Genomic DNA, 22,143 nt, shown 5'->3' with positions numbered 1-22,143 from the left:
CACCACCTTCATGACGACGGAAGGGATGCACGTGTCTCACCCCCACCGCACGAGATCGGCCCTGCTGACAGCCGCAGCCGCGTTCGCTGTCGCGGGACCCCTGATATCCGCCCCGCCCGCCTCGGCCGCCACCCCCACGGTGGCCGAGGTGTCCCCGCACGCCGCCCAGACCATCGACAACATCGGTGCCTCGGGCGCCTGGTGGGTCAACGACCTGAAGAACTTCGACCCGAAGGTCCAGGCCCGGGTGTCCAAGCTGCTGTTCTCCAAGGACGGCCTGGCGCTGAGCAGTTACCGCTACAACATCGGCGGTGGCGGCACCGGCGTGACGTACGCGCCGCGCGCTCCCGAGGACTTCCTGAAGGACGACGGGTCGTACGACTGGAGCAAGGACAAGGCGGGTCGTACGTTCCTGTACGCGGCCGCCCAGTACGGCGTGAAGGACCTGATCGCCTTCGTCAACAGCGCGCCCGCGCAGTGGAAGACCAACGCCAAGAGCTGCGGCGGCTATCTGAAGACGGAGAACACGCAGGACTTCGCGGACTACGTCGCGGACGTCACGGACCACTTCGCCGAGCAGGGCGTGCGGTTCGACTACATCAGCCCCTTCAACGAGCCGACCAACAGCTTCGACAGCTGCGGCCAGGAGGGCATGCTGGTGCCCGTCGACCAGCGCGACGACATCGTGCGGGCGCTGGGCGCCGAGCAGCAGACCCGCGGTCAGAAGACCGGCATCATCGCGGACGAGTCCAGCAGCACGGTGAGCTTCAACACCGAGGTCCCGCAGTGGATCTCGCAGCCGGACACCGCCCAGTACGTCGACAAGCTCGCCCACCACACGTACAACAACCCGGGCGACGACCAGCGGGCGAAGATCTACGAGACGTCCAAGTCGGTCGGCAAGCAGTCCTGGTCCACGGAGATCTGCTGCTTCGGCAACGGCGGCACGGGCTGGGCGCAGGAGTACGACCCCACGATCGACGGTGGTCTGAACCTCTCCCGGATCATCTACAAGGACTTCGCGACCGCGCACGACTCGGCGTTCCAGTGGTGGGTCGCCCTGTCGGAGCAGATCGGCTCCGACCCCCTCGCGAAGAACTCCGAGGGCTGGAACGACGGCCTGATCTACTACGACCCGAACTACGCCACCAACGGCAACCAGACCCTGTACTACACCAAGCGCTACTACGCGCTCGGCCAGTACAGCAAGTTCGTCCGGCCGGGCTCGGTCGCCCACAACGTGACCGGCGTACCGGACGGCGTCGAGGTGTCGACGTACGACGACCACGGCAAGTGGGTCGTCGTGGTCAACAACCACAACACCACCGACACCGCGGTGAACCTGCACTTCAACAGCAAGGCGCCGGTCCGCGCGAGCAAGGCCGTGCGGACCTCGGCGACCGAGAGCTGGGCGAACGTCGCGAAGCCGTCGGTCAAGGGTGGCACCGCCTCGGCGACCCTGCCGGCCCGGTCCATCACGACGTACGTCCTCGACCACAAGGGTCACGGCACGTCGGCGGTCACGGGCGCACTCCAGGGCAAGCAGTCCGGCAAGTGCCTGACCGCCAACGCCTCGGGTGCGGCGATCAGCAACTGCACGGGCGGGTCCGAGCAGGTGTGGTCGTACGACGCGAAGGGCCGCCTGAAGGGCGTGAACGGCTATCTGACTGCGGGGAGTTCGGGGCTCACGACGAGCCCGGAAGCGACCCGTGACGGCAGCCAGCAATGGCTGCTGAACTCCAACGGCCAAGTCGTCAGCGAGGCGTCCGGCACCTGCCTGGACGTCGGCGGACAGGCGACGGCCGAGGGCAGCAAGGTCGGCCTGTGGTCCTGCAACGGCGGGACCAACCAGGCCTGGTTCAAGCAGTAACACGTCACAACTGCAAGGGGGTTGCGGGCCGCTGGTGCGGCGGCCCGCAACCCCGGGGCGTCCGGTATTCCGAACGTCGCACAACGCTTCGAGCAGACTTCGTCCAACCCCTTGCCGAAGCCTTAGCCGAAGGTTAACGTCCCGCACCGCAGGTCCATTTGAGCCACCTGGCGCTGAGCCGCAGAGCCATGGCACAGAGCCGCAGCCGTATTCGAGACAAGGACGTCAGCATGTCGGCATTGAGCAACAGCAACTGGAACCGTCGAAACGTTCTGCAGGCCGCGATGGGCCTGGCCGCCGCCGGCGGGCTGGCCGCGTGCGGCGGGAACACCGGGCGCAGCGGCGGAGGATCGGGCGACGCGCTCACCCAGTACTTCCACGCCTACGGCGAGGCGGGCACGGAGCAGGCCATCAAGCGGTATGCGGCGGCCTACAAGAAGGCCGACGTGAAGACCAACTGGATCACGGGCAGCAACTTCGAGTCCGCGCTCTTCGCGGCCCTGCTCACCAAGAAGGCGCCCGACGTCTTCGAGTTCCACCCGCAGATCCAGATGGTCAAGAGCGGCCAGGTGGCGGACCTGAGCGACATCATCAACCCGGTCAAGGACGACTTCAACCCGGCCGACATCAAGTCGCACACCGTGGACGGGAAGATATACGGCGTCCGCATGATCGACGACCCGCAGTTCTTCTTCTACCGCAAGTCGATGCTGGAGAAGGCCAAGGTCGACGTGCCGACCACCCTCGACGAGCTGCTCGAGGCGGCGGAGAAGCTCACGACCAGCAAGGTCAAGGGCGTCTTCCTCGGCAACGACCTCACCCCGGCCATCAACCCGCTCCTCTGGTCGGCAGGCGCGGACACCCTCACCGCCGACAACAAGCCCGCCTTCCACACGGACGCGGTCGTCGCCGGCATGAAGCAGCTGCGCCAGCTGTTCACCAGCGGCAACCTGCTCCTTGACGCCCCGGCCGACTACTGGGACCCGTCCGCGATCAACCAGGGCCTGTGCGCCATCCAGTTCTGCGGCATGTGGGCGATGCCCGCGATGCAGCAGGCGCTCGGCGACGACCTCGGCGTCTTCCCCTTCCCCAAGGTCGGGGACAACGGCAAGCAGTCGGTCTACAACGGCGGCTGGTCGATGTTCGTCAACGCCAAGGGCAAGAACGTGGACGCGGCCAAGGAATACGTGAAGTGGCTGTGGATCGACCAGAAGCAGTACCAGGAGGACTGGGCCACCTCGTACGGCTTCCACATCCCGCCGCGCACCTCCATCGCCCAGTCCGCCACCAAGCTCAAGTCGGGTCTGCCGGCCGAGGGCGTCAAGCTCTTCAACGAGTTCGGGCACTTCGACAACATCGGCTGGACCCAGGCCATGATCACCGCTCTGACCGACGCGTTCGCCAACAGCGTCCGTAAGAACGGCGACCCGAACGCCGCGCTCGCCACCGCGGAGAAGAAGGTCAACGCCGAGCTCAAGAAGCTCTTCGGATAGGTCGACGGAGAAACCACGACATGTCGACCACCACCACGCGCGGGGTCGCCCAGCCCGCCCCGGCCAAGGCCTCACCGGCCCGGCCGCGGCGGGGTCTACGGGGCAACCCGACCTTCAACTTCTGGCTCTTCACCGGGCCGTTCCTCATCGGCCTGGTGATCTTCGTCTTCGTGCCGATCGTCTGGAGCATCTGGCTCAGCTTCTTCGACGCGCGCTTCACCGTCACGCCGAGCAAGTTCATCGGCCTCGACAACTACAAGAGCATGCTGACGAACTCCAACTTCACCGGTTCCCTGGTGACGTTCACGGTGTTCGCCGCGCTCATCGTGCCGCTCACCTGGGCCCTGTCCCTGGGCCTGGCGATGCTGGTGCACCGGCTGCGGTTCATGCGGGCGTTCTTCCGGTCGGTGTTCTTCCTGCCGACCGCCGTGTCCTACGTCGCCGCCGCGCTGATCTGGAAGATGTCCATCTTCACCGGTGTCCGCTTCGGCCTGATGAACACGGTGCTCGGCTGGTTCGGCGTCGAGAACATCGCCTACCTGTCCGACCCGAACCCGCCCTGGTACTGGCTGGTCATCGTGACCGTACGCCTGTGGCTGCAGTCCGGCTTCTACATGATCCTGTTCCTGGCCGCGTTGCAGAACATCCCGGCGGAGCTGTACGAGGCCGCCGCGATCGACGGCGCCAAGCCGGGCTGGCAGACCTTCCGGTACATCACGCTGCCGCAGCTGCGCGCCACCTCCACCGCGGTGATTCTGCTGCTGCTCGTCGCCGCCTACCAGGCGTTCGACGAGTTCTACAACATCGTCACGACCAAGGCGACCTGGGGTCAGACACCGCTCATGGTCCTGTACAAGACCGCCCTCGGCGAGAACCAGGACTACGGCGCCGGCAGCGCGGGGGCCGTCATCCTCACGTTGCTGATCTGCCTCGTCACGCTCCTTCAGGGCAAGTTCATGGGCTTCGGAAGGGGGGAGGACTCCAAGTGACCACCACCGCACCTCAGGTGGGCAAGGAGCGCCGCAAGAAGCGCGGAGGCGTCCTCGGCAACACGGGCCTGTACGTCGGCGTCAGCGTCGCCGCCCTGCTCTTCCTGCTCCCCTTCTACCTGATCCTCCGCAACTCCCTCTCCACGGACCCGGAGATCACGGGCGAGAACTGGAAGCTGCTCCCCTCCTTCCAGTGGGGCAACATCAGCGAGCTGTTCGACGACCCGACGGTCGACTTCGCCAGGTCCATGTGGAACTCGACGGTGATCGCCGTCTCCATGACCATCGGCACCCTGCTGATCTGCTCCCTGGCCGGCTACGGGCTGGCGCGTATCCCCTACAAGCACGCCAACAAGGTCTTCTACGTCGTCCTCGTGACCCTGATGGTCCCAACCGCCGTCACCTTCGTGCCCAGCTTCGTTCTGGTCTCGTCCCTCGGCTGGATCGACACCTACCGCGGTCTGATCATCCCGGGCCTGTTCAGTGGTTTCACCTGCTTCCTGTTCCGGCAGTACTTCCTCGGGTTTCCGAAGGAGCTGGAGGAGGCGGCACGCGTGGACGGGCTCGGTTACTGGGGCGCATACTGGCGCATTGTCGTACCCAACTCGCTGAACTTTTTCGCGGCGATGGCCACGATCACGTTCATCAGCGGCTGGAACGCCTTCCTGTGGCCGTTGGTCATCGGCCAGGACCCGAGCTCCTGGACCGTCCAGGTCGCACTGTCCTCCTTCACGACCAACCAGACCGTCAACTTCCACCTGATCTTCATGGCCACCGCCATTTCCATCCTGCCCCTGCTGTTCGTGTTCCTCTTCCTCCAGCGCTGGCTGGTCCAGGGGATCGCGCAGACCGGCATCAAGGGCTGACGCCTCTCTCTCAGGACCTGGAGACCGATGTCTTTCCGCACCACCACGGCCATCGACTACGTCGAGGACGTATCCCCGGGCAGCGGGGCCCTCCCGCCCCGCGCCTGGTACGCCTCCTCCGACGCGAAGGCCCTGCCCCTCGACGGCGCCTGGCGCTTCAGGCTCTCGGCGACCGCCGACGCCGAGGACGACTCCTTCGCCGAGGAGGGATACGACGCCGACGGCTGGGCCGAGGTCACGGTCCCCGGGCACTGGGTCCTCCAGGGAGACGGGGCCTTCGGGCTGCCCATCTACACCAACCACCTCTACCCCTTCCCGGTGGACCCGCCGCACGTCCCCACCGAGAACCCGACCGGTGACCACCTGCGCGTCTTCGACCTGCCGGAGGACTGGCCCGCTCTCTCCGAGGGCGGCGCCGTGATCCGGTTCGACGGTGTCGAGTCCTGCGCCCGGGTCTGGCTCAACGGCACGGACATCGGCGAGTTCAAGGGCTCCCGCCTCGCGCACGAGTTCGCCGTCGGTCATCTGCTGAAGCCGAAGGGCAACGTCCTCGCGGTCCGGGTGCACCAGTGGTCGGCCGGGTCCTACCTGGAGGACCAGGACCAGTGGTGGCTGCCGGGCATCTTCCGCGAGGTGACCCTGGTGCACCGTCCGGCGGGCGGTGTCCTCGACTTCTTCGTGCACGCCTCCTACGACCACCTCACGGGCGAGGGCACCCTGCGTGTCGACTCCGACGTCGACGGGCGGGTGCTCGTGCCCGCCCTCGACATCGATGTCGCCACCGGTGAGACGGCGACCACCCTGGTGGCACCCTGGAGCGCCGAGAGCCCCCGGCTCTACGACGGCGAGCTGGTCACCGAGGGCGAGCGGGTCCCGCTCAGGATCGGCTTCCGTACGGTCGTCCTCGAAGACGGTCTGATCAAGGTCAACGGCAAGGCGGTCCTGTTCAAGGGCGTCAACCGGCACGAGTGGCACCCGGAGAAGGGCCGCACCCTCGACCTGGAGACCATGCGCCAGGACGTGCTGCTGATGAAGCGGCACAACATCAACGCCGTGCGCACCTCGCACTACCCGCCGCACCCGGCCTTCCTGGACCTGTGCGACGAGTACGGCCTGTGGGTCATCGACGAGTGCGACCTGGAGACCCACGGTTTCACCGAGCAGGACTGGCGGGACAACCCCGTCGACGACGACCGCTGGACCCCGGCCCTCCTGGACCGCGCGGCCCGCATGGTCGAGCGGGACAAGAACCACCCCTCGATCGTCTTCTGGTCGCTGGGCAACGAGGCCGGCACCGGCCGCGGCCTGACCGCGATGGCCGAGTGGATCCACGCCCGTGACTCCTCGCGCCTGGTGCACTACGAGGGCGACTGGAACTGCCGGGACACCGACGTGTACTCGCGGATGTACGCGAACCACGCCGAGGTGGAGAGAATCGGCAAGGAGCTCGACGGCGGCACCCACAAGCGCCGCGCACTCCCCTTCATCCAGTGCGAGTACGGCCACGCCATGGGCAACGGCCCCGGTGGCATCGCCGACTACCAGGAACTCTTCGAGAAGTACGACCGTCTCCAGGGCGGCTTCATCTGGGAGTGGATCGACCACGGCGTCAAGCACGCCGAGCTGGGCTACGCCTACGGCGGCGACTTCGGCGAGGAGCTGCACGACGGCAACTTCGTCTGCGACGGCCTGATCTTCCCGGACCGCACGCCCTCCCCCGGCCTGATCGAGTACAAGAAGGTCATCGAGCCGGTCCGCATCGACGGCGCCGACGGAACCGTACGGATCACCAACACGTACGACTTCGCCGACCTGTCCCAGCTCGCCTTCGAGTGGTCGTACCAGGTGGACGGCGAGACGGTCGAGGCCGGCACGCTCTCGGTGCCGGCGCTGGCGCCCGGGGAGTCGGCGGACCTGAAGCTGCCGGAGCCGCCCGCGCACGAGTCCGCGGAGGCGCAGTGGACGGTGCGGGCGCTGCTGGCGTCCGACACGGCCTGGGCGCCGAAGGACCACGTCGTCGCGTGGGGACAGTTCCCGGCGACCGTGCCTGTACGGCCCTCCGTCGCGCCCACCGACCGGCCGGTGCGCGGCGAGAAGCTGATCACCCTGGGTCCGGCGTCCTTCGATGGCCGTACCGGCGCCCTCAAGGCGATCGGCGGGGTCGCCGTCGAGAGCCCGCGTCTGGATGTGTGGCGGGCGACGACCGACAACGACGAGGGCACGGAGTGGGACTCCGGCATCCGCTACAGCACGCTGTGGCGGACCCTGGGCCTGCACCGGATGCAGCACCGGCTGGACTCGGTGGAGCTGGGCGAGGACGCGCTGACCGTCCGGACCCGGGTCGCACCCGCCGCCCGCGAGGTGGGGCTCGCCGCCGTGTACCGCTGGACCTCGGACGGCTCGCGGCTCCGCCTGACGGTGTCCGTCGGCCCCGAGGGCGAGTGGACCCAGCCGCTGCCCCGGCTCGGCATCCGGCTCGGGCTCCCCGAGGCCGACCAGGTGAAGTGGTTCGGCGGCGGCCCCGGCGAGGCCTACCCGGACACCAGGAAGGCGTCCATGGTCGGGCGCTGGCAGGCGAGCGTGGACGAGCTTCAGACGCCGTATCTGCGCCCGCAGGAGAACGGCGCCCGCGCCGACGTCCGCTGGGTGGAGCTCGGCGGTCTGCGGATCGAGGGCGACCCGGAGTTCTCCTTCACCGCCCGGCGCTGGACGACCGAGCAGTTGGACGCGGCCGCTCACCTCACCGACCTCACCCCCGGTGACACGGTCTGGGTCAACCTCGACCACGGCCACCACGGCATCGGCTCGCAGTCCTGCGGACCGGGCCCGCTGCCGCAGTACCACCTGCGGGCCGAGCCGGCGGAGTTCTCGTTCGTCTTCTCGGTGCTCTGACAGTGATCGATTAGTCCAATACACCGGTGGATTAATCCATTGCCAGTGTGATCGGAATTCTGCGACGGTCATGGTGTACCCGCGGCCGGTCGGCCTTCCAAGCCGACCGGCCGCAACTCTTGTTCGCAACAAGGGAGTTCACAGCGTGCCCGGAAGCATCGAGGTTCGCGGCCTGTCCCGCACCTTCCACACCACCGTCCGTCGCCCCGGCCTCGCCGGCACCCTGCGCTCCCTGGTCAACCCGGAGCGGGTCGCCAAGCACGCCGTCTCGGACATCACCTTCGACGTGGCGCCCGGCGAACTCCTCGCCCTGCTCGGCCCGAACGGCGCCGGCAAGTCCACCACCATCAAGGTGCTCACCGGCATCCTCACGCCCACCTCCGGCGAGGCGCGGGTGGCGGGCGTGGTGCCGTACCAGGATCGCGAACGCAACGCCCGTAACATCGGCGCGGTGTTCGGGCAGCGCACCCAGCTGTGGTGGGACCTGCCGGTGCGCGAGTCGTTCTCGATCCTCAGGGACATCTACGAGGTGCCGAAGGCCGAACACGCCGCGCGGCTCAAGGAGTTCGACGACATCCTGGAACTGTCCACGTTCTGGGACACCCGGGTCCGTCATCTCTCCCTCGGCCAACGCGTGCGCTGCGACCTCGCGGCCGCGCTGCTGCACGACCCGCCGGTCGTCTTCCTCGACGAGCCGACCATCGGCATGGACGTGGTGGTCAAGGAGCAGGTGCGGGAGTTCCTGCGCCACCAGGTGGAGGAGCGCGGCCGTACGGTCCTGCTGACCACCCACGACATGACCGAGGTCGAGCGGCTCGCCGAGCGGGTCGTCCTGATCAACCACGGCAGGCTCGTCCTCGACGGCAGCCTCGACGAGATCCGCCGCAGGTTCGGCTCCACCTGGCAGGTCCGGGCGACCCTGGCCGACGCGCACACGGACGTCGTCCCGCTGCCGGGGATCGCGGTGCTGCGCAAGGAGGGCCCCCAGGTCGTGTTCGGCCCCGAGAGCCCCGACGGACCGGACTCCCCCACCGTGCACCAGGCCCTCAAGGCGGTCATCGAGCGGTACGAGGTGACGGGCGTCGCCATCGACGAGGCCGACCTCGAAGACGTGATGCGGGCGGCCTACGTCCACGCGGAACCCGCGACCGAGGTGGTCTGACATGGCCGTCCTGCACGCCTGGCGCGCCGCCCGCGTCACCCCGCTCGGTGAGCTGCACGCGCCGCCCCGGATGACGGCCGTCCTGGCCCGCCTGGCCGTCCAGGTGGTTCTGGTGGCCTCTCTGTGGCACGGCCTGTACGCACACACCGGCACCACCGCGGGCCTCACCGAGGGCCAGGCCGTCACGTACGCCGTGCTGGCCGTACTCGCCTCCCGCCTCAGGGAGTTGGACCAGTACGCGGGCCGGGACACCGTGCTCCAGCACATGCACTTCGGCACGATCGTCTACTGGTATCTGCGCCCGCTGCCGCCCCAGCGCTACCACGCTCTGCGTGCCCTCGGCGAGCAGGTGTACGGCTTCGCGTGGGCGCTCGGCGGCTATCTGGTCTGTCTGGCGGCCGGGGTGGTGGACCCGCCCAGGTCGGCAGCCGTGGCAGGGGTGTTCGCGCTGAGCCTGCTCCTGGGCCAGTGTGTCCTGTACTTCGTGCTGCTCACCCTGGACCAGCTGTGCTTCTGGACGGTCCGCAACAACGCGGCGATGCTGATCCTGATCTTCGCGCAGAACCTGCTGTCCGGTGTGTACGCGCCGCTGTGGTTCTTCCCGGACTGGTTCATCACGCTGAGCGGATTCCTGCCGTTCCAGGCCACGTTGAGCGTGCCGCTGTCCCTCTACATCGGGCGCATCCCGCTCTCCGACGCCTTCGAGCAGCTGGCGATCCAGGCGTTCTGGGTCGTGGCGCTCTTCCTGTTCACCCGTTTCTTGTGGCGGCGGGCCGCCCGCCGCGTCATCTCCCAAGGAGGCTGAGGCCAGTGAACGGCATGCGGATCGCGTGGCGCGTCACGCGTCTCAACTTCCGTGCCCAGCTGGAGTACCGCACCGAGTTCCTGCTGATGATCGCGATCGGCGCGATCTGGCAGGTGTCGGTGATCGTGTTCGCCACGGTGCTGCTGACCCGGTTCACCGGGATGGGCGGCTGGGACAGCTCGGAGGTGCTGCTGATCCCGGCGACGAGGATGCTCGCGCACGGACTGTTCGTCCTGTTGCTGGGCCGGGTGCACGGCGCGGGCCGGCAGATCCAGGAGGGCAGGATCGACATCTACCTGACCCGCCCGATGCCGGTGTACCGCCAACTCCAGCTGGCCTTCTTCCCCACCAACGCGATCGGCGACCTGACGGTCGCGGTGGGCCTGATGGTCGGCGCGCTCAGCCGCAGCCAACTGGACTGGACACCGGGCCGCATCTCCTACCTGATCGCCGCGATCATCGGCGGCATGTTCCTGGAAGCGGCCCTCTTCACGGCGATCACCTGCGCTGCGCTGCGCTTCCCTGCCGCCGACTACTGGAGCCGCTGGCTGGAGGAACTCCTCGGCACCTTCGGCAGCTATCCCCTCAACGTCCTCCCGAAGGCGGTCGGCGGCCTCCTCACCTACGGCCTCCCCCTCGCGTTCGTCGCCTACTTCCCGGCAGCGGTCCTGACCGGCCACGGCCACGACACCGGCGTCCCGTACTGGCTGGCGGCGGTGTCGCCGCTGCTGGGGGTGGTGGCGTACCTGGGGTCGCGGGTGCTGTGGGGGTGGAGTCTTCGGCATTATGCGGGGGTGAACGGGTGACGTCGGGCCCTGCCCGGCGGACGTGGTCTCAGGCCCGCCGGACGGGGGTGAACAGAGCCGCGATCGCGATCAGTACGCAGCACGCGCCGGCGGCCACACCGACCGGGGCCGTGCCCCGGTGCTCCGCCGCCCAGGTCAGGACGGCCGCGCCGATCGGGGCCGCTGAGTAGTGCAGGGTCCAGAAGGCGGCGGTGACCCGGCCCAGGAGCGGTTCCGGGGTGACCTCCTGACGTAGGGACATGGAGCAAGTACCCGCCACGGCGACGCAGGCCAGGAAGGCGGCGCTCAGGGCCGCGACGACGGGCACGTCCCGCGCCCAGCCCATGCCGGCGAAAGCGAGCCCGCACACCGCGACCGCGGCCGACCAGGTCACGCCGAAGCCGAGCCGGCGGCGGGCCCGGGCCACCAGCAGGGCGCCGGTGATCGTTCCGAGCGCGCCGACGGCCATGACGGTGCCGACCGTGTCGTCGCCGTGGCCCAGGTCGTGCTTGAGGTGGTAGATGATCAGGTCGTTCAGGCCGAACGTGAGGAAGCTGAAGACGAACAGCAGGGCGGTGAGCGTACGCAGGACGGGGTGGCCGCGCAGGAAAGCCGCTCCGGTGCGCAAGTCCCGCCACAGGCCGGGGCGTTCGCCGTCGGCTCCGACGGGCCGCGCCCGGAACCGCACGAAGGCCGTACACAGCGCCGACACTCCGAAGCTCGCGGCGTTCACCCCGACGGCGGCGGCCGGTCCGGTCCAGGCGGCCACCATGCCCGCGCACAGCGGGCCCAGTACGCCGGCCGCCGCCGCGGTCGCGTTCAACCGCCCGTTGGCCTCGGTCAGTTGCCCGGTCCCGACGAGACTCCGTACGACGGTGACATAGCCGACGGCGAACAGTGTGCCGACGGCCTCGCACAGCGGCAGGACCGCGTACAGCAGCCAGACCTGCGGCCCGAACAGCCACACCAGCGGGATCACGCCGTACAGCACCAGGCGCACCAGGTCGCAGCCGATCAGCAGCCGGCGCCGGTCGACCCGGTCCACCACGACCCCGGCGAACACCGCCGCCACGACCGCGGCCGCCCCTCCCACCGCCGTCAGCAGCCCCATCCGCGCGAGGGAGCCCGTGGCCTCCAGCACCAGCAGGGGCAGGGCGATCAGGGCAAAGGAGTCACCGAGGACGGAGAGGGTCTGTGCGGCCCAGAAGACGGCGAAGTCCCGTTGCCGCCACAGCGGGCGCGGCTCGTCGTCGGACTTCGGGGAAGCCGTACGGCCGTCGGACTCTCCGTCCCGCCGCGCCTCGTACGCCATGCCCCTCCCCAGGTCCCGGACAACCTGGGCCACCTTAGGGCCGCCGACGCCGGCCCGGAAACGACTTTTGGCGCCCTCGCCCCGCGCCCCGGGCGTCGCGGGATCTGGTGCGCCGGGAGTCGGCCCAGCACTCCCGAAGCTGCCGCAAAGTGACAAGTAGCCCTGTGTGATCGACAGCTTGCGCAGCTTCCTCGCGCCCGCTACGTCATGGTTGGTCAGATGCTGTAGGCACCCGGCGGTACTCCGTTGGCAGTGCCGTACTCAGTGAGGGCCAGTACCCCCGTTCCGCGCATCGGGGTGTCGGAGCCGATGGTCAGAGGGCTGAGGCCGATGGCTTGGGCGAGGGCCGGAGCCATATCGAACACCGCCCACTTCCATTCGTCTTCCTCGTCTTCCGAGGCGTGGGCCGCGTCCCAATCGGGAGCCAGTCCCAGTTCGACGCGGCGGTCCCGTTCGAAGGGCAGGGGGGCGCCGATGGTCAGCAGGTGGTCATCGCCGTCGCCGGTCTCGCTGTAGCGACGGATGACGGCACCGCCCTCGGCGACGACCCACGCGGATCCGTCCCCTTGGGCGCCGTAGTAGTACGCCTGCGCTCGGCCGTAACGGGCGCTGAGTCTCTCGCAGGCCCGGAGTACTTCGTCCGCGCGTTCGTCGTCGATGGGGTCGCACCACCGGCCGGCCACGAAGGTCCAGCCGTCGAGCTCGGGGCTGACGAATACTCGGGCGAAGCACCCGGGGCCATCTGCCGGGCCGTCATGGCTGTCTGCCTCCACGACATCGTTGGCGAGCGCGAAGGTGACTGGTCGCGGCCGGGCCAGGCCGAGGAGATCCATGATTCCCCGCTGATCTCCGGTAGGGACTGCGATCCAGTGGATCCAGCAGCCTGACAGCGGCTCGGGGCGGTCACCGAGAAGCTTGATACGGATCAGACGTTCGACAGCTGCCCGATCTCGGGCAGACAGGCCATCCTCGCCGGCAATCTCTGCAAGGACCGTCAGGGCCGCAGCTCGCAGCCGTCCTGGCCCCCCGCGGCGGATCTCCTGGAGCAACGGCACGATGGACGGGCTCCAGGAGGTCAGGATGTACCGAGCCCGAATCCCGGTCCTGAGATCGGGGTCACGAAGGAGGGGGAGCAGGGCCGCCACGGCCCGGGGATCTCCTGCCCCGTGCGACTCGATGCCGCTCACAGCGTCCCTTCGAACGGTTGCCTCGGGATGGGACAAGGAGAGTATGTGCGGGGTCAACTCATCTGGCTCAGCACCGGACTTGTACCTCTGCTCCTTGCGTGTACGGGCAGTCGTTTCGTCAGGAATGGCGATCTCCCTCGTGGCGCGGTGTACGGGCCTGCGTCTGAGACAAGCCGATGCGACGCCGGGTGAGATCGACATCGGTGATCTTCACGGTAAGGATGTCGCCGACCTCGACAACGTCTCCGGTTGATTCGTCCAGCTCGCTAGTGTGCACAAGCCCTTCGAAGCCGTCCTCTCGTTCTTCGATGCGCACAAAGACGCCGAACGGCATGATCTTGGTGACCGGTCCGGTGACCACCTGCCCGATCCGCTGCGCTACCTGCGGCCACGGGTCTTCCTGCACGGCTCGGAGCGATAGCGGAACCCGTTCCCGGACCATGTCGACGTCGAGGACCTCGGCCGTGATCTCCCGGCCGACACTGACGACATCGGACGGGTGGTTGATCGGCCGCCAGGACAGCTCCGGAATATTGATCATCGCAGTGAAGCCGCCGATGTCCACGAAGGTGACGCCGAAGCCGGCGATGGACGTCACCGTGCCGGTGACGACCTGTCCGCGCCGCAGCGTCTTCAGGAAGGCCCAGTCCCGGTCGCTGGGCGTCGGCTCGGTCTGCCAGCGTGCTCGGAGGACCCCGTCGCTGTCGGGCAGTACAGCGGTGAACAGCGGGTGCCGCTCATCGGTAGCCGGGGACACGACGCCGGCAGCAGACGCGCTGGCGAGCTGGGAGGTCACTGCCTCGAACTGCGACTCGTCCGCGACCGTGCTGGTGATCCGCCCGTCAGCGTCCTCCCAGATGATTTCCACCAGACCCTCGTCGGGCAGAGAGGCAATGGCGGCGTCGGCGTCGGTGAGCAGGTCTGGCCAGACCGCCAGCTGTGCGCGAGGGGTCAGCTGTGCGCGCACCGCCTCGATGTTGTCACGGGTGAGGCGGTGCCATCTGGAGGCGTTCGCGGCGTAAATCTCCTCCAGGAAGGTGGCACGGTGGGCGCTGACCGCCCAGTGCAGGCGGCGCCAGAAGTCGGCGTCGGCCGGACGCTGCACATGCTGTGGGTCGTCGGGGGCAAAGTCGTACGGCGATGCGTGCAGGCGTTCCGGGAACAGGCCGAGCGAGCGGGTGCGGTTCAGCGCCGCGTCGCAGGGGCTGCCACTGCCCACATAGAGGTACTGGTCCCAGCCGATGTGGACCGCGAACGCTCCCTCCGCCTCCAGGCGGCACCAGGCGCCGTTGTCGCGGAGCATGGCCCGGACGAGTTCCAGGCCGACGGGGATCGGCACCAGCGCACCGTCGTGGAATCCGGTGAGGCCGGCCGGGAACAGGCTGCCCAGGCCGTAACCGTCGACCGGTGGCTCCAGGCCGAAGTGGGCGAAGCCGCCGATCTGCGGCTCACGGATTGCCAGCCAATTGACTCCGGTTTCCTCGGCGAAGGCGGCGACGGCCCGCAGGTAGGCGGCTTCGACCGGCCCGTGATCACTGGTCACGGGCTCGGCGCCGGTGTAGTGGCCGTGCTCATTGCGGTCGGCGGGGTCGTACTTGGTGACCCGGTAGACGTAGGGCAGCACGTCACTGCCCCACAGAGGGCGGAGGCGCCGGTGCGCTCGGGTGGCGTTCGAGGACGCGGTAGATGGTGGGGCCGCTGACGGAGAAGAGCTCCGCGAGGTCGGCGATGGCGTGCTCGCCGGACTGGTGCTGCCGGACCTGGTGCATCTGCTGGTGTGCGCTGAGCTTGGGCTGCTTTCCCTTGAGTTTGCCCTTGGCCCGCGCCACCGCCATGCCTTCGAGGGTACGCATGCGCACGACCTCGAACTCGTCAAAGGTGGCCAGGATGTTGAAGAACATCTTACCCATCGGGTCGGCGGGGTCGTAGAGAGTGCCGCCGAGCGAGAACTTGACGTCGCGGGCGATGAGCGAGTCGCCGATGTCGCGGGCGTCGGGAACGTAGGTGTTTTCCTTCCTCAACGCGGCAGGTCAGTTCCGTCATGGGGCTTCTGGGGCAGGAGTGGCCGTTCCGCGAAAGCGTCTCGGTAACGGCGATAACGAATGGCGTTACATCCGTGTATGTACGGTCGGTTATGTGGGAAGGGCTGCTGACAGACGGGCGCACCACGTCATGCTCCCTGGCCGTCCGTATCGTGCAAGGGCGACAATCGCCTGCATGATCGAGTCCTCAGGTGGCCCGTCCGCCTTCCGCGACCTGTCCGCCTTCGTCGCCTGCCCCCGTATCAACTCCCTTGCCCTGTCCGTCGATGGCACTCGTCTCGTAGCCGCCGTGCAGTCGCTGTCCGGGGACGGGACGCGGTTCGTGTCCGGTCTGTGGGAGATCGATCCGGCCGGGGAGCGCGACGCGCTGCGGCTGACGCGGTCCGACAAGGGTGAGTCGGGTCCGGTGTTCGGTCCGGACGGGACGCTGTACTTCCTGTCCAGCCGCGCTGCGGACGGTGACGGCGACGAGGACGAGGGTGCCGCTCTGTGGGCGCTGCCGCCGCGCGGGGAGGCCGTTGTCGTGGCCCGGCATCCAGGCGGGATCGCTGCGGTCACCGTCGCCCGTAACTCCGGCGCGCTGTGCCACACCGCGGGACTGCTGCCGGGTGCCGCCGACGCCGATGAGCACGGCAAGCTGCGCGCGGCGCGCAAGGACGCGAAGGTCACCGCGATCCTGTATGAGGCCGGGCCGACCCGTGCCTGGGACCACGACCTCGGCCCGGCGGAGCCGCACACCTTCGTCCGTGCCGGTGCCGGTGCCGGTGCCGATGCCGATGCGGAGCCGGTCGTCGCCGGCGGGCAGGGGATCGGTCTGGAGGATCCGGGGGACACGGCGTTGTCGCCGGACGGCACACGGGTCGCGTACCGGCGGTTCGTGCCCGGGCGGGTCCCGGACGAGCATCGCACCGCCGTGGTGGTGGCCGACGCGGTGAGCGGTGAGGAGATCCACGTCGTCGGTGACCTGGAGCACCTCTACGAGGCGCCGCGGTTCACACACGACGGCTCGGCCGTCGTGTGCTGCCGGATGCGCTACCCGACGTACAACGACCCCTGGGAAGCGACCCTCGTCCGGATCGACCTGGCCGACGGCGCGGTGCGGGACCTGCTGCCCGGGTTCGACAACTGGCCCGGTGGCGTGGCCTGTTCACCGGTGGACGACACGCTGTTCTTCACGTCCGACGAGCAGGGGCACGCGCCCGTCTTCCGGCGCGACCCGGACGGCGGCGTCACACGCCTGACCGCTTCGGGTGCGTACGGCTCGCTGACCGTGGCCCCCGACGGGCGGACGCTCTACGCCCTGCGCCATGCGGTCGACGCGCCGCCGACGCCCGTCCGGATCGACGCCGACGTCGCCGACCAGACTCCGGCCGTGCTGCCCGCCCCGGGTGGCGTCGGCCAGCTGCCCGGCACACTCACCGAGGTGCACGCGGAGGCGGACGACGGGTTCCTGCTGCGCGGCTGGCTCGTCCTGCCAGAAGGCGCATCCGCCGAGCAGCCCGCTCCGCTGCTCGTCGCCGTCCACGGCGGACCGCAGTCCAGCTGGAACGGCTGGACCTGGCGGTGGAACCCGTGGCCGTTCGCCGCGCGCGGCTATGCCGTGCTGCTGCCGGATCCAGCCCTGTCGACCGGCTACGGGCAGATCAACCACCAGCGCGGGTGGGGGCAGTGGGGCGGACGCCCCTACACGGATGTGATCGCGCTGACCGACGCGGCCGAGGCCCGCCACGACATCGATGCCTCACGCACGGCGCTCGCCGGCGGCTCGTACGGCGGATACATGGCCAACCGGGCCGCCACCAGCACGGACCGGTTCAAGGCGATCATCAGCCATGCGGGTCTGTGGGACCTGCGGATGTTTCAGGGCGACACCGATGTGCCCTGGTACTTCCAGCGGATCTTCGGCGACCCGCTGACCCGCCCCGAGCGGTACGAGGCCGACTCCCCGCACCTGGACGTCGCGAAGATCCGCACCCCGATGCTGGTCATCCACGGCGCGAAGGACTACCGCGTGCCCGTCGGGCAGGGCGCCACGCTCTTCCAGGAACTGCAGCGCCACGAAGTCCCCGCGAAGTACCTCTACTTCCCGGACGAGAACCACTGGATCCTGCAGCCGAACCACGCGCGCCTGTGGTACGAGACATGCCTCAACTTCCTCGACCACCACGTCCTCGGCACCGAATGGCAGCAACCCGGCCTGCTGTAACCGCGCAGAGCCCGGAAGCCATCGCTCTACCGACTTGCGTCACCATGGGTGACCGCCATGTCGGACTTGCGGCGGCCCGGAGGGGACGGCGAGAATGCGCCCAACCGAGCCATACGGCTGGATGATCTGTGGTGTGGGAGCTGGCGGAACGGCTCGGCGGTACTGCCGGGAGTGTGGTGATCCGCTGCCGCAGTCGATGGTGGCAGTCAGTGGACGAGGAAGACTCCTGCCTATAGCAGGGGCAGCTACGTCACGTGACTAAAAGGCGTTCGACCAGTGATAGCGAGAGCACCTCTCTGAGCATGTGTCCCCCAGTCGAGTACATCCGGGATCATGAAGCATGCTCCCGGATGACTGGCAACTCACTGAAGAGTCGACGATTTCCTCGCCCAAGACGGGAGCTTCCTTCGCTCTCGGCCCGCCCTCCACAACACGCCACTGACGGACGTCGAGAAACTGCGTACCGCTGGGCGGACGCACAAGGTACCGAAGCCGCCGTCTTCGGCCGACTGGGGCCAGGAGGCGGGGTTCGCGCCATCTTTTGGGATCCGGGCTGAGTTTGGATGTCCTGCGGCGGGCGATCAGGTCATTTCGTCGCGGAAGACTTGATGTCTGCCGTGGCGAAGAATTCGTCGGAGATGGCGCGGGCCTTGGGCAGATCGATGAGGGGTTCACCGACGATGCGACCTGCGAGTGCGGTGGCCAAGTTGAAGACGTCCTCGCGCAGTTCCGCTTCCGCGATGATCAGGTCGGCTTCCAGCTGTGCCCTTGCTGCCGCCACGAGGTGGTCGCGCTGCTCCTGCCCCTCTGCGCGCACACTGGCGAGGAGTGCGGCTCCCTCCTCTGCGGCGGTTTGCCGGATTCGTGCCGCCTCGTGACGAGCGGCGCCAAGTTCCGCCTGGTACTCAGCGTGGATGCGTCGGGCTTCCTCGTGAACCGCTCTTGCCCGCTCGACGGTGCCGTCGATCGCGTCTTCGCGGGCCTTGAGGGTCTTCTCGATGCGCGGCAGCAGGACTTTTGCGAAGATTGCGAAGGTCGGGAGGAAACAGATCAAACCGATAGCAAGGTCCATAAGGCGTGGAGTCAGGGGTCCCATGCCGCGGATGCTAGCAGTGTGAATTTTGGTACCGGAGGGTGATCGTTCCTATGAGTTGGTAAGAAAAAGTCTTTGACCTGGTCGATCCACGGGAAGGGATAGCAACCTTCCGGACCAACTGGTGCTTCCCTGAGGGGCGCGTGGATCTCAAGAAAATGTCCAGGAGGACCATTGTTGCTGGCCAAGGAGTGGATACATGTGCCCACCCCGCTCTCGGAGCACCGCGAGGCGCGGTAAGTCAGCGTGAATCGGATAGCACCCGAATACGCCGAATCCTTGGCTGGCGCCGCGCGCTGCCGGTTAAAGCAAAGGAAGAAGAAAAACACCTACTGAGCGTGCGAGGCGGTCGAGCTTCGGGACGAGGAGGGTGTCGCCGAAGCGCACGGCCGCGAGGGCCTGGGCCAGGCCGGGCCGGTCGCGGTTGGTTGCGGTCAGTCCGTGGTCCAAGTAGATCCGGTCCTCCGGGGCGTCCAGGCTGAGCAGGATCTCGCGCTGGGCGGCGAGGCCCTGCTTGTCCAGACTGCATCTCGCGTAGCCGACGCGTTCGCCCGTGTCCGGCAGCGTACGGTGAGCCCCCGTTCAACGGAGACATCACCGGACACCCTCAATGAGACGCCGGCGTAGGTTGATCATCCCAGCCAGGCAGGGCCCTTCGAAGCGATCAGCTGAGTGCGGCTCACAGGGCGGGAGCGTAGGGCGGGATGGTCCAGCGCAGTACCGCGTTGCCTGCGCGGGCTTCGAGGGTGGCGGGGTAGACCTGTCCGTGGGCTCGCTCTCCGCGGTGGCGTATGGAGTGGTCCCCGGGATCCCAGCCGAGACCGAGCACTGGGCAACCGCCGAGGTCGACGACACCCGCCAGCAGTGGGTGGCTCCAGCCGGCTCGGTTGAATCGGTGGAAGTCGGTGTGGGCGTCCACGGAGACCATCAGGCCATTGCCAGGCCCTTCTCGGGTCCAGGTTCGGAGCCGTTCGGCGACCGCTTCAGCCTCGACCAGGGGGAGGTCGAGCCATCCGCGCGGCCCGTGTCCGCTGGGGTGCTGCGGGATGCGGTCACCGCCGAACTGCGCATGGACGGTGTCTTCGTACTTGCCCCAGTAGGTGACGTCCGCCAAGCCGTCGGTGGACTGTCCGTCCAGGCCGGTGAAGTCGTCCAGCGCCTGAGCGTCACCGAGGACCATGCCACATCGGTCGACCGGCAGATCGCCGAGCTGCACGGGTTCGCCGTCATCGGGGCCGGGCCACGGCAGGCCGAGGTCGACCTCCAGGACGGCGATCGTCGGTTCCCCGTCGAAGGGTGAGGCCGATGTCTGGGCCCGAACCTGCAGGGGCCGGTCTGCAGCGGCTGCTACAGCGATCGCCTCGCACATCCAAGCGGACGGCTCACAGTCCTCGGGTCCGTGCAGGTGGCCGCCGCCGGTGGCCATTGCTGTCCGAGCCCGCTCGGACAGCGGCCGTCCCACCTGCGGCCAGTAGTCGATCCAGCCCGCCATCCCCAGCACGAGCATTCCGGAGGGCGCGGTGACGGTGCCAAGGTCGGCATCGGTCTCAGTCATCTGCCGATTGGACAGGCACGGAACCGAAAGGATCAAGGTGCCGTCGCGTCCGAGTTTGGCGTGGAGTCGTCCGCGGGGTGTGCTGCGGCCGGATGCCCTTCTCACTGCGGCTGCAGGCGCGCTCTCGACGCTGGGCGGCACGGACGTCGGGGTGGCGGGCGTTGGGGTTGCGCCGGCGGAGACAGGCGTGGAGGGCCCGGGTCTGTGTGGTGTGGTTGCGGTGGTTGGAGTTGGCGATGGTGAACTGTCGCAACGGCCCGAAGTGGGCTTCGATCGGGTTGTCCCAGGACGCGTAGGTCGGCGTGAAGCACAGCTCGACCTTGTTCTTCTTCGCCCAGGGTGGATGGTGTCGCCCTGGTGGGCGGACAGGTTGTCCAGGATGACGTAGATCGGGGCGCCGTCCGGGCGAGCGGCCCGGATCGACCTGAGCGCGGCCAGGGTGTTCGCGGCGCCCTTCTTGCGACGGTTGACGCCCCACAGGGTGCTCCCGCCGGTCCGCCCCGCCTTCGACGGCGTCCCGGACCAGCCCGAAGCCCTCACATATTGAGTCAACTCTCAGATCTGCCAGGGCTGTCAGCGTCCGGTACGCGACGGCTGCAGACGGCCCGCCACTCTGCGGCCCCACGCCTGGCTCGGCGCTTCGACGCAACGGTGGGTCAGCAGGCAGACGGGCAACAGCACCGCGAAGAAGGCCACTTCGAGCACGAGACTGTCCTGCCGCCGTCGGCCGACCATGCCGTCGATCACCGCCAACAGGACCGGATGCACCAGATACACCGAGTAGCTGATCGTCCCCAGTCCGGTCAGCATCGGCGGTACGCGCCGCCCGCGCGACGCCAGTCCGACGGCGAAGGTGAGCACAGCCAGCAGGTACGCGACGATCCAGCCGCGCCGTGCGAAGTGGTCGTCGGTGCCGGACCAGTACGCACTCCCCACGGCACAGACGACCACCAGGACAGCCGCGGCAGCGGTACGGCGCCACGTGCTCTGACCGTGCTCGGCACGGTAAACGGCGGTGCCGAGAAACATCACGGCGAGGATCACCAGGCCCTCCCACAGCGGGACCGTGCCGTTGAACGCGACCAGGACGAGCGCCAGCACCCCGCCCAACACACCCCCGAACACCCGGATCACGGGTGAGCCGACGCTCGCACAGCAGATGGCGAGCCCCATGGCGATCGAAGCGCACACGATCAGCGGGCCGGTGCCGACCAGGCCTGACAGTGCGGAGGCGGGCAGTACCGCGCCCGCCGTCACGCTCGCGGCGGAGAGCACTGCCAGGGTGACCGCGATCGCCGCGGACTGCCGGTGCAGGCGAACCGTGAACAGGGCGACGACCAGCAGGTAGAAGGACATCTCGTAGGAGAGCGTCCACAGGACCAGCAGGAGATTGGGCGTTCCCAGTAACTCCTGGAGCATCGTGGCGTGGGCGACCACCACGGTGGCAGCGCTCTGCCGGCCGAAGTCGTGCAGTTCCGCGACACCCGAGAGGTTGGCGGCGAGGAGCACCATGACGACCACCGTCCACAGCGGGTACACACGGAAGATCCGCCCGATCCAGAACGTCCGGACGCAGCCGCGCCGCTCCAGCGACGCGGGGATGATGTAGCCGCTCACCAGAAAGAACACCATGATGCCGTAACGGCTGGTGTTGAACTGCGGCATCAACTCCCGCCGGAAGTCCGCCATGAAGGTGTACGAGGAGTGGTCGAACACCACGACGAGTGCGGCGATACCGCGCAACGCGTCCAGCCAGCCCAGCTTCGCCGGAAGGGGGACGGGGGGTGGGGATTCCATGCGTGAGCAGAGTCCTCTTCGATCAGGCGGGCCCCGGTCGGGTGCGCTGATCACCGAGTTCACCGGCCGGCGCATTGTTCGGCAGTACC

General features: G+C 68.3%; 17 protein-coding genes and 1 pseudogene. 9 read left to right on the top strand and 9 right to left on the bottom strand.

The window, feature by feature from the left end:
• Positions 1 to 25: 25 nt before the first annotated feature.
• The 8 genes from QF027_RS37240 to QF027_RS37205 all read left to right on the top strand — a co-directional run bounded on the left by QF027_RS37240 (position 26) and on the right by QF027_RS37205 (position 10,883).
• Positions 26 to 1,870, top strand: coding sequence for a glycoside hydrolase (locus QF027_RS37240; RefSeq protein ID WP_307082636.1), 1,845 nt, complete (start codon positions 26 to 28; stop codon positions 1,868 to 1,870).
• 230 nt (positions 1,871 to 2,100) lie between these two features.
• Complete coding sequence (locus QF027_RS37235; RefSeq protein WP_307079598.1) at positions 2,101 to 3,363, top strand: ABC transporter substrate-binding protein; 1,263 nt, start codon at positions 2,101 to 2,103, stop codon at positions 3,361 to 3,363.
• A 20-nt stretch (positions 3,364 to 3,383) separates the two neighbouring features.
• Positions 3,384 to 4,352, top strand: a complete 969-nt coding sequence (locus QF027_RS37230) for a carbohydrate ABC transporter permease (RefSeq protein WP_307079596.1) — start codon at positions 3,384 to 3,386, stop codon at positions 4,350 to 4,352.
• Entirely contained in the window at positions 4,349 to 5,218 is an 870-nt protein-coding gene (locus QF027_RS37225; protein WP_266557788.1) for a carbohydrate ABC transporter permease, read from the top strand. The genes QF027_RS37230 and QF027_RS37225 overlap by 4 nt, the downstream gene beginning before the upstream one ends.
• A 27-nt stretch (positions 5,219 to 5,245) precedes the next feature.
• Complete coding sequence (locus tag QF027_RS37220; protein ID WP_307079592.1) at positions 5,246 to 8,110, top strand: glycoside hydrolase family 2 TIM barrel-domain containing protein; 2,865 nt, start codon at positions 5,246 to 5,248, stop codon at positions 8,108 to 8,110.
• A 145-nt stretch (positions 8,111 to 8,255) separates the two neighbouring features.
• Positions 8,256 to 9,272: an ABC transporter ATP-binding protein gene (locus tag QF027_RS37215; RefSeq protein WP_306974758.1), complete on the top strand. Its 1,017-nt coding sequence runs from the start codon at positions 8,256 to 8,258 to the stop codon at positions 9,270 to 9,272.
• 1 nt (position 9,273) lies between these two features.
• Positions 9,274 to 10,077, top strand: coding sequence for an ABC transporter permease (locus QF027_RS37210; protein ID WP_307079591.1), 804 nt, complete (start codon positions 9,274 to 9,276; stop codon positions 10,075 to 10,077).
• 5 nt (positions 10,078 to 10,082) lie between these two features.
• Positions 10,083 to 10,883, top strand: a complete 801-nt coding sequence (locus QF027_RS37205) for an ABC transporter permease (protein ID WP_306974763.1) — start codon at positions 10,083 to 10,085, stop codon at positions 10,881 to 10,883.
• 28 nt (positions 10,884 to 10,911) lie between these two features.
• Here the strand turns inward: QF027_RS37205 and QF027_RS37200 are convergent, their stop codons facing one another.
• The 4 genes from QF027_RS37200 to QF027_RS37185 all read right to left on the bottom strand — a co-directional run bounded on the left by QF027_RS37200 (position 10,912) and on the right by QF027_RS37185 (position 15,382).
• Positions 10,912 to 12,174 (bottom strand): MFS transporter, encoded by a 1,263-nt coding sequence (locus QF027_RS37200; RefSeq protein ID WP_307079589.1) that lies wholly within the window; start codon positions 12,172 to 12,174, stop codon positions 10,912 to 10,914.
• A 215-nt stretch (positions 12,175 to 12,389) separates the two neighbouring features.
• Complete coding sequence (locus tag QF027_RS37195; protein WP_306974768.1) at positions 12,390 to 13,007, bottom strand: hypothetical protein; 618 nt, start codon at positions 13,005 to 13,007, stop codon at positions 12,390 to 12,392.
• A 472-nt stretch (positions 13,008 to 13,479) separates the two neighbouring features.
• On the bottom strand, positions 13,480 to 14,985 hold the full coding sequence (locus QF027_RS37190; RefSeq protein WP_306974770.1) for a S1 RNA-binding domain-containing protein: 1,506 nt from the start codon (positions 14,983 to 14,985) through the stop codon (positions 13,480 to 13,482).
• A 1-nt stretch (position 14,986) separates the two neighbouring features.
• Positions 14,987 to 15,382 (bottom strand): recombinase family protein, encoded by a 396-nt coding sequence (locus QF027_RS37185; RefSeq protein WP_307079587.1) that lies wholly within the window; start codon positions 15,380 to 15,382, stop codon positions 14,987 to 14,989.
• A gap of 196 nt (positions 15,383 to 15,578) precedes the next feature.
• Here QF027_RS37185 and QF027_RS37180 point away from each other — a divergent pair, with 196 nt between their 5' ends.
• Positions 15,579 to 17,609 carry an alpha/beta hydrolase family protein gene (locus tag QF027_RS37180; protein WP_307079585.1) on the top strand — a complete coding sequence of 677 codons (2,031 nt, stop codon included), beginning with the start codon at positions 15,579 to 15,581 and terminating at the stop codon, positions 17,607 to 17,609.
• Between the two features lie 586 nt (positions 17,610 to 18,195).
• Here the strand turns inward: QF027_RS37180 and atpF are convergent.
• The 5 genes and pseudogenes from atpF to QF027_RS37155 form a co-directional block, all read right to left on the bottom strand.
• Positions 18,196 to 18,705, bottom strand: a complete 510-nt coding sequence (gene atpF / locus QF027_RS37175; RefSeq protein WP_306974776.1) for a F0F1 ATP synthase subunit B — start codon at positions 18,703 to 18,705, stop codon at positions 18,196 to 18,198.
• Positions 18,706 to 19,005: 300 nt separating this feature from the next.
• Positions 19,006 to 19,266, bottom strand: a complete 261-nt coding sequence (locus QF027_RS37170; RefSeq protein WP_306986489.1) for a recombinase family protein — start codon at positions 19,264 to 19,266, stop codon at positions 19,006 to 19,008.
• A gap of 115 nt (positions 19,267 to 19,381) precedes the next feature.
• Positions 19,382 to 20,257 carry a hypothetical protein gene (locus tag QF027_RS37165; RefSeq protein WP_306974778.1) on the bottom strand — a complete coding sequence of 292 codons (876 nt, stop codon included), beginning with the start codon at positions 20,255 to 20,257 and terminating at the stop codon, positions 19,382 to 19,384.
• Between the two features lie 88 nt (positions 20,258 to 20,345).
• A pseudogene (locus tag QF027_RS37160) lies at positions 20,346 to 20,749 on the bottom strand (transposase); the annotation flags it as partial.
• An 81-nt stretch (positions 20,750 to 20,830) separates the two neighbouring features.
• Positions 20,831 to 22,054 (bottom strand): acyltransferase family protein, encoded by a 1,224-nt coding sequence (locus QF027_RS37155; protein WP_307079583.1) that lies wholly within the window; start codon positions 22,052 to 22,054, stop codon positions 20,831 to 20,833.
• Positions 22,055 to 22,143: the final 89 nt, after the last annotated feature.

This window comes from Streptomyces canus (assembly GCF_030816965.1).
GTDB lineage: Bacteria > Actinomycetota > Actinomycetes > Streptomycetales > Streptomycetaceae > Streptomyces > Streptomyces canus_E.
This window is presented reverse-complemented; position numbering and strand designations above follow the sequence as displayed.